Consider the following 11,785-nt stretch of genomic DNA (forward strand, 5'->3'; position numbering starts at 1 on the left):
CGCTCCGCGTCCCAGAAACTGACGCAGAGCGTCCATGGCGGCATTCCCACGCGGAGCGGGGGAACGATCATCGTGGGGCGCTTTTAAAGCATTCAGCAGGAGTTTCACATGGCGAAGAAACCCAAGGCAGCCACCTTTATCAAAGACCCGCTCTGGTACAAGGACGCGGTGATCTATCAAGTTCACGTCAAATCGTTTTTCGACTCCAACAATGACGGGATCGGCGACTTTCCCGGCCTGATCGCCAAACTCGATTACATCGCTGACCTCGGCGTAAACACCATCTGGCTGTTGCCGTTCTATCCCTCGCCACGTCGCGACGATGGCTATGACATTGCCGAATACCGTGGCGTGCACAGCGATTACGGGACCATGGCCGACGCCAAGCGCTTTATCGCCGAGGCGCACAAGCGTGGCTTGCGGGTGATCACCGAACTGGTCATCAACCACACCTCCGACCAGCACCCGTGGTTCCAGCGTGCGCGCAAGGCCAAGCCCGGCTCGGCGGCGCGGGACTTTTACGTGTGGTCGGATGACGATCAGAAATACGACGGCACGCGGATCATTTTCCTCGATACGGAAAAATCCAACTGGACCTGGGACCCGGTCGCCGGCCAGTACTTCTGGCACCGTTTCTATTCGCACCAACCGGATCTGAATTTCGACAATCCGCAAGTGATGAAAGCCGTGCTTTCGGTGATGCGCTACTGGTTGGACATGGGCATCGACGGCCTGCGCCTCGACGCGATTCCGTACCTGATCGAGCGTGACGGCACCAATAACGAAAACCTGCCGGAAACCCACGACGTCCTCAAGCAGATCCGCGCCGAGATCGACGCCAATTACCCCGATCGCATGCTACTCGCCGAGGCCAACCAGTGGCCCGAAGACACTCAGCTGTACTTCGGTGATACCGATGCGGCGGGCCTCAATGGCGACGAATGCCACATGGCGTTTCACTTCCCGCTGATGCCGCGCATGTACATGGCCCTGGCTCAGGAAGATCGCTTCCCGATCACCGATATTCTGCGCCAGACCCCGGAAATTCCTGCCAACTGCCAGTGGGCGATTTTCCTGCGCAACCACGATGAGCTGACCTTGGAAATGGTCACCGATAAAGAACGTGACTATCTATGGAATTACTACGCTGCTGACCGTCGCGCGCGGATCAACCTCGGCATTCGCCGTCGCCTGGCGCCGTTGATGGAGCGTGATCGCCGCCGCATCGAATTGCTCAACAGCCTGCTGCTCTCGATGCCGGGCACGCCGACCCTGTATTACGGCGACGAGATCGGCATGGGCGACAACATCTACCTTGGCGACCGCGATGGTGTGCGTACGCCGATGCAGTGGTCGATCGACCGCAACGGCGGCTTCTCCCGTGCCGATCCGGCCAGCCTGGTGCTACCGCCGATCATGGACCCGCAATACGGCTATCTGTCGGTCAACGTCGAAACCCAGTCCGGCGATCCGCATTCGCTGCTCAACTGGACCCGACGCTTGCTCGCTGTGCGCAAACAGTCCAAGGCGTTCGGCCGTGGCACGTTGAAAATGCTCTCGCCGAACAACCGTCGCGTGTTGGCCTACACCCGTGAATTCACCGATGCCGATGGCAAACACGAAATCATTCTCTGCGTGGCCAACGTTTCGCGCAGTGCGCAAGCAGTGGAGCTGGACCTGTCGGCCTACGTCGGCATGGTGCCGGTGGAGATGCTCGGCGGTAACGCCTTCCCGCCGATCGGCCAGTTGAATTTTCTTCTGACGTTAGCGCCGTACGGTTTCTACTGGTTTGCACTGGCGGCGGAAAATCAGATGCCGAGCTGGCACGTGGAGCCGGCGCAAAGCCTGCCGGACTTCACCACCCTAGTGCTGAAAAAGCGCATGGAAGAATTGCTCGAAGCGCCGTCGCGCACGACGCTGGAGCAAAGCATCCTGCCGAGCTGGCTGCAGAATCGCCGCTGGTTCGCCGGCAAGGACGCGGCCATCGACAAGGTGCATCTGGCCTACGGCGTGCGTTTCGGCGATGCGCAGCATCCGGTGCTGCTCAGCGAAATCGAAGTCACCAGTGGCGGGCAGACCAGTCGTTATCAGTTGCCGTTCGGCTTTATTTCCGAAGATCAGGTCGGCCCGGCGTTGCCGCAGCAATTGGCCTTGTCCCGTGTACGCCGAGTGCGACAGGTCGGCTTGATTACTGACGCGTTCAGCCTTGAAACGTTTATTCGTGCGGTGCTGCAAGGCATGCAGAACAACGCCGTGCTGGAGTCGAGCGAAGGCGAAATCCGCTTTGCACCGACGCCGCATCTGGAAACGCTTGGCCTCAGTGCCGAGTCGGAAGTGCGTTATCTGTCTGCCGAGCAATCAAACAGTTCGGTGGTGATCGGCAATAGCCTGGTACTTAAGCTGATACGCAAAGTCGCTTCTGGCGTACACCCGGAACTGGAGATGAGCGCTTACCTGACCGAGGCCGGATTTGCCAATATCTCTCCGCTGCTCGGCTCGGTGATTCGCCGCGATGCCAAGGGCGAAGACAATCTGCTGATGATCGCCCAAGGCTATCTGAGCAATCAGGGCGACGCCTGGGAATGGACGCAGAACAACCTTGAACGGGCGCTGCGCGATGAGCTGGCCGATGCCATGTCCGAACAGGAACAGCATTACAACGCCCTCAGTGAGCTGAAGGATTTTGCTGGCATGCTCGGTCAGCGTCTGGGCGAGATGCACAAGGTGCTCGCCGCGCCCACCGACAATGCCGACTTCGCCCCACAGGTGTCGACGGCCAAGGACATGCAGGCCACCGGCAAGGATGTTGTGGCGCAGGTCGAACACGCGCTGAAACTGCTCAAGCAGCATCAGGGCGAACTCAATGCGGCGGATCAGAAACTGGTCAAACGCCTGATCGACGAGAAGAAAACCATCCTCACGCATGTGCAGGATCTGGCGAAAAAAGCCGTCGGCGGTTTGCGCATTCGCGTCCACGGCGATCTGCATTTGGGCCAGGTGCTGGTGATCAAAGGCGATGCCTACTTGATCGACTTCGAGGGTGAACCGGCGCGGCCACTGGGCGAGCGTCGTGGCAAACACAGTCCGTACAAGGATGTCAGCGGCGTGCTGCGCTCCTTCGATTATGCGGCCGCAATGACCATCAACGTGCACAACGTTGACCACAGCGCCGAGTCTGAAACGGCGCGGCGTCTAGTCGCCGAGCGCTATCTGCGTGAGGCCCGCGAGGCATTTGTTCAGGCATATCGCCGCGCGGCAGCTAGTCTTGATCATGCCTGGCAAGATCCTGAAGGTGCCGACGCCGCGCTGGCGTTGTTCGGCCTGGAGAAGGCGGCCTATGAAGTGGCCTATGAAGCCGAAAATCGCCCCACGTGGCTGCCCGTGCCGTTGCACGGTTTGTATGGGTTATTGACGGGGCTTAAACCCTTTTCCGATCTTGGTGGAGAGTAGTCATGAGTTTCTCGAACAAGGAACAGGGTGCGGTTAAAGAAACATTGCTGCCCTCGGCGAAAGATATTGATGCCTTGGTCCGCGCTGAACATCACGACCCTTTTTCCATTCTCGGCCCGCACGGCGATGGCGCTGGCGGGCAGTTCATTCGTGCTTATCTGCCCGGAGCGCTGAGTGTCGTGGTGCTGGACAAGGACAGCGGTGAAGAACGCGGTCCGCTGGAGCAAACCGAAACGCCGGGGCTGTTTGTCGGCCATTTCGATCAGGCGCGGCCGTATCAGTTGCGCACGCGCTGGGCCGGCGGCGAACAGGTTGCAGAGGATCCTTATAGCTTTGGCCAGCTACTCGGTGAAATGGATTTGTATCTGTTCGCCGAAGGCAATCACCGTGATCTCAGCGCCTGTCTCGGCGCGCAATTGAAAACCGTTGATGGCGTCGACGGTGTGCGTTTTGCCGTGTGGGCGCCGAATGCCCGGCGCGTATCCGTAGTGGGGGATTTCAACGTCTGGGACGGCCGCCGCCATCCGATGCGCTTGCGGCATCCGTCCGGGGTCTGGGAATTGTTCATCCCGCGCCTGCAAGCAGGCGAGCTGTACAAATATGAAATTCTTGGCGCTCACGGGATCCTGCCGCTCAAGGCTGACCCGATGGCGCTGGCCACCAGTCTGCCGCCGGACACCGCCTCGAAAGTCGCTGAGCCACTGCAGATCGATTGGCAGGATCAGGAGTGGATGAGCAGCCGCCGTGACCGCCAGAAGCATTCCGCGCCGCTGTCGATTTACGAACTGCACGCCGGTTCGTGGCAGTGCGAACTGGATGATCTCGGTGAAGTCGCCCGCCAGTACACCTGGCCGGAACTCGCCGAACGCTTGATTCCCTACGTCAAGGAACTGGGTTTCACTCACATCGAACTGATGCCGATCATGGAGCACCCGTTTGGTGGGTCCTGGGGTTATCAACTGCTCTCGCAATTCGCCCCGAGTGCGCGGTACGGCTCGCCGGCGCAGTTCGCTGAATTCGTCGACGCCTGCCACCGGGCCGAGATCGGCGTGATTCTCGACTGGGTGCCGGCGCATTTCCCAACCGATACTCATGGTCTCGCCCAGTTCGACGGCACCGCGCTGTACGAATACGGCAACCCGCTGGAAGGTTTTCATCAGGATTGGGACACGCTGATCTACAACCTCGGCCGCACCGAAGTACATGGCTACATGCTCGCTTCGGGGTTGCACTGGTTGAAGCATTTCCATGTCGACGGCCTGCGCGTCGATGCGGTGGCCTCGATGCTCTATCGCGACTATTCGCGCAAGGCTGGCGAATGGGTGCCGAACCGCCATGGCGGCCGGGAAAATCTGGAGGCCATCGACTTCTTGCGGCATTTGAACGACGTGGTCGAACTGGAAGCGCCGGGCGCACTGGTGATCGCTGAAGAATCAACTGCGTGGCCGGGTGTCAGCCAAAGTACGCAGCAGGGCGGTCTCGGTTTTGCCTACAAATGGAACATGGGTTGGATGCACGATTCGCTGCATTACATTCAGCAGGATCCGGTGTACCGCGCGCATCATCACAATGAGTTGAGTTTTGGTCTGGTCTACGCCTGGTCCGAGCGTTTCATCCTGCCGATTTCCCACGATGAAGTGGTGCACGGCAAGCACTCGCTGATCGACAAGATGCCCGGCGATCGCTGGCAAAAATTCGCCAACCTGCGCGCGTATCTGAGTTTTATGTGGACGCACCCGGGCAAGAAGCTGTTGTTCATGGGCTGCGAGTTTGGCCAGTGGCGCGAGTGGAATCACGATCAGCAACTGGATTGGTATCTGCTGCAGTATTCTGAGCACAAGGGCGTGCAGAAACTGGTCGGCGATCTCAATCGGCTGTATCGCGAAGAGCCGGCGCTGCACGATCAGGACGACGCGCCGCAGGGTTTCCAGTGGTTGATCGGTGACGATGCGATCAACAGCGTTTATGCCTGGCTGCGTTGGAGCAAGGAGGGTAAACCGGTGCTGGTGGTGGCCAACTTCACGCCGGTGCCGCGTCAGGCGTATCGCGTGGGTGTGCCGTTTGCCGGTCGCTGGACTGAATTGCTCAATAGCGATGCCGACACCTATGCCGGTTCCAATTACGGCAATGGCGGCGGGGCGTTTACCGAGGAAGTGCCGAGTCATGGCCAGTCGTTGTCGCTGGAGCTGAATCTGCCGCCGTTGGCGGTGTTGATCCTCAAGCCAGAGGGCTGATCCGAGACCGCGTCGCTGCCATCGCGAGCAGGCTCGCTCCCACAGGGGAAATACATTCCAAATGTGGGAGCGAGCCTGCTCGCGAAGGCGCCAGTTCAGACACCTCCAAAATCCGGCTCAACGCTCACCAGCGCATCCGCACCCCAAGGCTGCCAATGATCCCGTTCAAATCATTGTCATCGACATCACTGCTGTAATCGGCACTGACATACAGACTCACCACAGGCGTTACCCGCGCCACCAGCCCCAGTCCTAACTCAACGGTGGATGACTTGCGGCTGCTGCTGATCTTGTCGACCTGATCCAGCGTCACCGTGCTGCCGGTATAAACGGTGTGCCACAGGTTGGTGCGCACATAAGGTTCGAGCGGCAGACCATTCAAATCGTAACTGCCTTTCAACCGTGCGCCGACGCGACCGCTCCACGCCGTCAGATCGGAGGAAGAGGCATTGCCCGAACCGGCGTAGGGCGTGTCGAGGGTGATGCGCTGATTGATCAATTGCGCCTGGGGTTCCACTACCCAGTTTTCACTCAAGCCAATCGGGAAGCCGCCTTCGACCGAGAAGGTCATCGCACTGCCTTCTGTGGCTTGCCGCGCGCCTTGGCCGTTGCGACTGAAGCCGCTGACCCGGCCGCCACTGGCGGATAAATCCACGTGCCAGCCCTGGGCACCGATCAGGCTGTAATAAGCGCCAAGGCTTTGGCCTTGCAGATTGAGGGTGTCACTGTTCGGGTCTGCCAAGGCGCGGCTGGTAAGTGGACCATTGCCATTGGCCTGAATCTGATTGACGCCGCCGATCAGTCCGATTTTCTGGGTATGGCTACCACTTTGCAGAGTCAACACGGCTGGCCCTTTGAAGTCGCCGCTGCCGGGCATTGCGTAGCCTGACGACAGCACATCGGTTTGCGCCTGACGGGCGCTTCTACCGTACAACTCGTCCCAGGCCGACGGTGCGAGGTCTTCGGTAATCAAGCGTGTGCCCTGCAGATCGGGCCGTGGGCTGAAGCGTTGCGGGCCGGGGGTGATGACGGTGGCGGGCAACGTCATCACGGGCACATCCGCGCGGTACCACGGGGTCGTTTCATCCGCCGCAGGACCGGCCTGCGCCTCCATGGATGAGCACAGCAAGATAGAACTCGACACTGTGCAGAAAGTGATTTTGATCTCGTGTGGGGTGATTGAAGTTCTCATGGAGGTCTACCTTGCAGGCGCATGCGGCATCTCGATGTGGCGTCTCTCCTACCCCGAACGAGGGGCGACCGAATGGAGCGGGGCGAACCGTGGCCGCTCGATTTCGCGAGTGTCCGAAGGCTCGTCCCGGTAGTGATTCCGGGGGTAGTAAGGTAGAGATAAGAAGAGTCGCGCGCCGCCGTCAAGAAATTGAACGATGAGCGGTAGTGGCAAAACAGGCTTTGCAAGCGTTTGTTTTTCTGCACATAACTAAGTGGTTGTTTGTATGGAAGAACGCATTGAGAGCCGCAAGGTAGAGAGTTTAAATTGTCGACGGAAGGTCTACCAACTGAGGCGAATGCCCAGGTTGCCCACCACGCCGCGCACGTCATTGCTGTCAATATTGCTGGTGTAATCGGTACTGGCGTACACACTGACCGCGCGATCAAGGGTCAACACTACGCCCAGGCCGATGTCCGCTGTCGAGGATTTCCGTTCGCTGGAAATCACATCGTTGTCGCCAAACGTGACCGAGTCAGTAGCGGAAAACGTATGCCACACATTGGCGCGCAGGTACGGTTCGACAGGAAGGCCGCTGACCTGATATCGACCTTTGAGGCGTGCGCCGAGGCGAGCGGTCCAGGCGCCGTCGGAATCAAACGAGACGCGTGAAATACCGTCGTTCTGGCTGTCGAGGGAGATTTTCTGATGGATGAGCTGCGCCTGCGGCTCGATCACCCAGGTGTCATTGATCGGCAACGGGTAACCGGCCTCGGTGGACAACGTCAGGGCGTGCCCGCGATTGTCCAGTTTTACCCCGCGATCGGAATGGTTGTCACCGTCGAAGCGAGTGCCCATTACCACGGTATCGAGGTACCCGCCGGTGGGCGCCGTCAGCGTCCAGTACAGGCCATAGCTGTCGCCCTCGAGTTTGATCTTGCCGGCGCTGTTGTGCTGAAAGCCTTCGTTGAAACCGTCGACATCACCTTGCAAGCGGCTGTGACCGACAAAGAAACCCAAGCGCTGATTCAGGCTGCCGGACGTCTGCGAGCTGTACAGATCGTTGCCGACCTGAAAGCCATTGAGCGAGCCATCCAGTCGCGGCGTGACCGTGCCGGCCCAGGTCTGCTCGAGATTTTTACCATAGACACGGCCCCATCCGGCGCCGAATGCACCGGTTTCCGCGAGCAGGCGTTGATCGCCCTGACGGTCATGAAAGGTGCCCAGGGCGTTAAGCGTCAGTTGCGCGGCAGCGGGCGGCAACACCGACCAAGTCGGGACTTCCTGGCGATACAAAGGGATCGGTTCGGCTCCCGCAACGGCTGCGGGCAATACCGGCAACGGCGGGCTCCCGGCCGGCGTCGCCGCCGCTACGGGGGTAGCGACCACCGGCACCAGGATGGGCGGCTGCGTTGGATCGGGGTTGGGAGCGCTCACCAGCTGCGGCGCAACGATGGCGGAGCGCAGATACCAGCTGTTTTCCGTGCCGGCAGTGACACCTCCTTTGAACAGATAGTAATCGTAAGCTCCGGCCGACACCGGGCCATTGAGGGTGAAGGCGTTATTGCTGCTCAGCGTGCTGCCTTGCGCCTGCACCAGTTGGATGCCGTTCACCTCGGTCAGGCCGCCTAGTCCGCCGAGGTTGCTGACCGTGATCACCGTGCCGCCGCTTAAGCTGCCATCGTTGACCACCAGTTTGTCACTCGGTGAATCATCGCCACCGACCAAGCTTTGCAAGCGTAACTGGCCGCTGTTACCGACGTAGTTGCCCTGTACGGTCAGCGTATCGTCAGTGCGGCTGTTATTGCGGGTCAAATCGATGATCCCCGCGTTATTCAGCGTCACTGGCTGACCCGCCACCGCCGATGCCACCGTACCTTGTGTGGCAAACAATGTGCTGCGGGTATCGATGTTCAACACGCCACTGCCGGTGCCGGCGTCCCCCAGCACCAGTCCTGACGACCCCAGATCGAGTTGCGAGCCATTAACCAGACTCACCGCTTCCCAATTGATGAAGCTCGCGGGCAGGGCCGTGCGGGTGTTATCCAGTGACAGGGTATCGCTACCGACGCCGCCATTAACGCTGGGCGTCAGCGCAAGAATATTATCGTCGAGATTGCGCAGGGTGACGGTGTCATTGCCGACGTCCATGAGGATCGTCGAACGGATAATGCCGCCGCCATCCCACAGCAAACGGTCATCACCCACGCTGGCGCGAACCTCGCCGACGATTTCCCCACCGCTCACCGTGATGCTGTCGTTGCCGCCGCTGACACTAATGTTGCCGCCGATGCGGCCACCGGAAACGATAATGGTGTCAGTGCCGAAACCGGTGACCAGATTGCCAATAATCTGCCCGCCCGACAGGTCAAAAATATTGTTATCGAGTTTCATGTCCACGCGGCCGATGGTGCCGCCCGTCATGCGCGCGACGTCGCCATCCTCAAAGGCGCCGACGATGATGCCCCCGTTCATCAAGAACGTATCGCGGCTGTCGCCTTGAGCCAACGAGCCAATTGAGCCGCCCGTCATGACAAAGTCATCGATACCGTTGCCCTGATTGACCGCGCCGGTAATCACGCCGGAGTTGATTTCGACCCGGTCGGCTCCAGCGCCGAAGGTCACGCTGCCATTGATCTGACCGCTGCCGTTAGCGGCGAATGTCAGGCTGTTGTTGCCGGCGAGATCCGTCAGCGAACCGCTGGTACCGCTGTCACAGGTGAAATTGTCATTGCCCGGCCCGGGCACGAGCGTGCAGGCCGCTGAAACGGGGTGGCTGGTCAAAATCAGCAAGGAAGCAGGCAGGAGCAAGGCGTGCGGTAATGTCAGCAAGTGCGTGGAGTAGCGCGGCATGGTCATTCCCTACGGCGAATTCGGGAATTCATCCCTGAGCGTGTCATGGTCTAGGCATCGTTTACAGTTGATGCCTTACATCAAGTCCATGATCTAACGGATTGAATGCGCTACTCCTTGAGCTTTTTTAGGTGTAGATGAATTTCCTCGCGGTTCAAGCATGGCTGACGGACGGTCTTGTCAGAAATGCGCTTACAGATGCACCTCTACCGCGAGCGGCAGGTGATCGGACAGATGCGTCCACGGCTTGTTGCCGAGGATCTGCGGGTCATGACTACTGGCATTGCGCAGGTAGATCCGGTCCAGTCGCAGCAATGGAAACCGCGCCGGGTAGGTCTTGGCCGGGCGCCCATGGTGGCGCTCGAACGCTTCGTGCAGGTAGTCACGACGGGCGAGGGCGGCGTTGCCCTGTAACTGCCAGTCGTTGAAGTCGCCGGCGATGATCACCGGGGCATCGTCGGGCAGCGATTCGAGCAATTGACAGAGCAGTTGCAGCTGTAATTGCCGGTGGCTTTCGAGCAGACTCAGGTGCACGCAGATTGCGTGGACCTCGGTGTGACCCGGGACGTCGAGCACACAGTGCAACAGTCCACGGCGCTCGGGGCCGGTGATCGACACGTCGAGGTTGCGGTATTCACGGATCGGGTATTTCGACAGCAGGGCATTGCCATGGTGGCCGTCGGGGTAAACGGCATTGCGCCCGTAGGCGAAATCGCTCCACATGCTGTCGGCGAGAAATTCGTATTGCGAGGTTTGTGGCCATTCGTTGTAACGGTTCGAATGCCGTTCGTGTTCACCCACCACTTCTTGCAGAAACACCAGATCGGCCGAGGTGCTGCGCACCGCTTCGCGCAGCTCCGGCAGGATGAATCGCCTGTTAAGCGCGGTGAAGCCTTTGTGGGTGTTGACCGTCAGCACCCTAAGACGATGAATGACAGGCGCGTCGGCAACATGACGCTTGGGTTCGCTGGACACGTTCACTCCTCTGGATTGCGGGCCGCTTATTCATGCGACTGATGGCGAGGTGCGGCAGTTCCTTGCAAATCATGGTTGATGACAACCCAATTCCTGTGGGAGCGAGCCTGCTCGCGAAGGCGTCGGTAAATCCAATACATAAGTTGGTAGAACCACCGCTTTCGCGAGCAGGCTCGCTCCCACCCGAAACGGCGTCAGACAAACACGATTTCGTAGGGCAGGCGCATTCTTTCGAGAATCACCGGCGGCAGCATCGGTGCAATACCAATCGCCGGTTCACCCTTGAGCTGACTGGCGTAAGCATGGGTGGCGTGGCTCTTGCGCGCGACGGTCCAGGTGTCGAGGCGCAGTTTGCGCGCGCGTTCCCAAGGGATCAGTTGCTGGTCGCGCTCGGGCCAGTGCCAGGCCCAGACTGGTACATCGTGGAAGGTCGCCCCGGCTTGTTCCGCTGCATGCGCGCTGGCCCGACCCACCGCTTCATGGTCGTCGTTGCCATCGCCGCGCCAGGTGCTGAACACCACATCGCCTGGGCGCAGGTAGCGGCTGATGAATTCGGTCACTTGCGCTTGCTGTTCGCACAGAGCGTTGTCAGTGAAACCACCGCGCACCCATTTCAGGCTGTGCATTGGCAAGCCGAGACGGCGCAGGGCCTCGACGCTTTCCTGCGGGCGGAACACGCTCAGGCGTTTTTCCGACCATTGCCGCGAACCCGGGTGGCTGGCGCTGCCATCGGTGATCGAGAGCAATTGCAACGGATGACCGAGGCTGGAGAGTAATTGCAGCAGACCGCCACAGGTGACCACTTCATCGCCCGGATGCGGCGCGATGACCACGGCGCGAGCGCCGGCGGGTACCAGACTTAAAGTATTGATGACCGGAATGTTGTCCAGTTGCGGGGCGCTGTTCCAGATTTGCGCCGACGAACTGCTGTCGCTGAGGGTTAACGGTTTCATGGTGTGACGTCCTTGTGTTGTTTCGCCCTCAGTCGTGCGTTTGGCGGTGATTGCCAGACGCCGCCGACCCGTGAAGGCTGGTTGATTGCCCAGCGACGCTCCGAACCCTGGATTGCCGCGCAGCAGAGTATTGCTCATGAAGCGTAGTT

7 protein-coding genes are annotated in these 11,785 nt (G+C 59.8%); 3 read left to right on the top strand and 4 right to left on the bottom strand.

Features of this window, described 5'->3' with window-relative positions; genetic code table 11:
• Nucleotides 1–108 precede the first annotated feature (108 nt).
• Nucleotides 109–3,450, top strand: coding sequence for a maltose alpha-D-glucosyltransferase (gene treS, locus LOY43_RS13305; protein WP_095126257.1), 3,342 nt, complete (start codon nt 109–111; stop codon nt 3,448–3,450).
• 2 nt (nt 3,451–3,452) lie between these two features.
• Nucleotides 3,453–5,684, top strand: a complete 2,232-nt coding sequence (gene glgB / locus LOY43_RS13310) for a 1,4-alpha-glucan branching protein GlgB (protein ID WP_095050725.1) — start codon at nt 3,453–3,455, stop codon at nt 5,682–5,684.
• 124 nt (nt 5,685–5,808) lie between these two features.
• On the opposite strand, the gene LOY43_RS13315 is transcribed toward glgB, so the two are convergent.
• From LOY43_RS13315 to LOY43_RS13330, 4 genes are all read right to left on the bottom strand, one after another.
• The gene (locus tag LOY43_RS13315) at nt 5,809–6,876 is read right to left on the bottom strand and encodes an autotransporter outer membrane beta-barrel domain-containing protein (RefSeq protein ID WP_258709823.1); all 1,068 of its coding nucleotides are present in this window, start codon (nt 6,874–6,876) and stop codon (nt 5,809–5,811) included.
• A 321-nt stretch (nt 6,877–7,197) separates the two neighbouring features.
• Nucleotides 7,198–9,708 (bottom strand): autotransporter outer membrane beta-barrel domain-containing protein, encoded by a 2,511-nt coding sequence (locus LOY43_RS13320; protein ID WP_258709824.1) that lies wholly within the window; start codon nt 9,706–9,708, stop codon nt 7,198–7,200.
• A gap of 192 nt (nt 9,709–9,900) precedes the next feature.
• Nucleotides 9,901–10,683 carry an endonuclease/exonuclease/phosphatase family protein gene (locus tag LOY43_RS13325; RefSeq protein ID WP_095050727.1) on the bottom strand — a complete coding sequence of 261 codons (783 nt, stop codon included), beginning with the start codon at nt 10,681–10,683 and terminating at the stop codon, nt 9,901–9,903.
• Nucleotides 10,684–10,877: 194 nt separating this feature from the next.
• Entirely contained in the window at nt 10,878–11,636 is a 759-nt protein-coding gene (locus LOY43_RS13330; RefSeq protein ID WP_095050759.1) for a PIG-L deacetylase family protein, read from the bottom strand.
• Between the two features lie 3 nt (nt 11,637–11,639).
• Between LOY43_RS13330 and LOY43_RS13335 the strand changes: the two genes are divergently transcribed.
• Nucleotides 11,640–11,783: a hypothetical protein gene (locus LOY43_RS13335; RefSeq protein ID WP_156685515.1), complete on the top strand. Its 144-nt coding sequence runs from the start codon at nt 11,640–11,642 to the stop codon at nt 11,781–11,783.
• Nucleotides 11,784–11,785: the final 2 nt, after the last annotated feature.

The organism is Pseudomonas sp. B21-041, from assembly GCF_024748675.1.
Classification (GTDB): Bacteria; Pseudomonadota; Gammaproteobacteria; order Pseudomonadales; family Pseudomonadaceae; genus Aquipseudomonas; species Aquipseudomonas neuropathica.

Bases quoted from the DNA above. Each gene is read 5' to 3' on its own strand.
- LOY43_RS13320 (WP_258709824.1), bottom strand. From the start codon at position 9,708: ATGCCGCGCTACTCCACGCACTTGCTGACATTACCGCACGCCTTGCTC.
- LOY43_RS13330 (WP_095050759.1), bottom strand. From the start codon at position 11,636: ATGAAACCGTTAACCCTCAGCGACAGCAGTTCGTCGGCGCAAATCTGG.
- glgB (WP_095050725.1), top strand. From the start codon at position 3,453: ATGAGTTTCTCGAACAAGGAACAGGGTGCGGTTAAAGAAACATTGCTG.
- treS (WP_095126257.1), top strand. From the start codon at position 109: ATGGCGAAGAAACCCAAGGCAGCCACCTTTATCAAAGACCCGCTCTGG.
- LOY43_RS13315 (WP_258709823.1), bottom strand. From the start codon at position 6,876: ATGAGAACTTCAATCACCCCACACGAGATCAAAATCACTTTCTGCACA.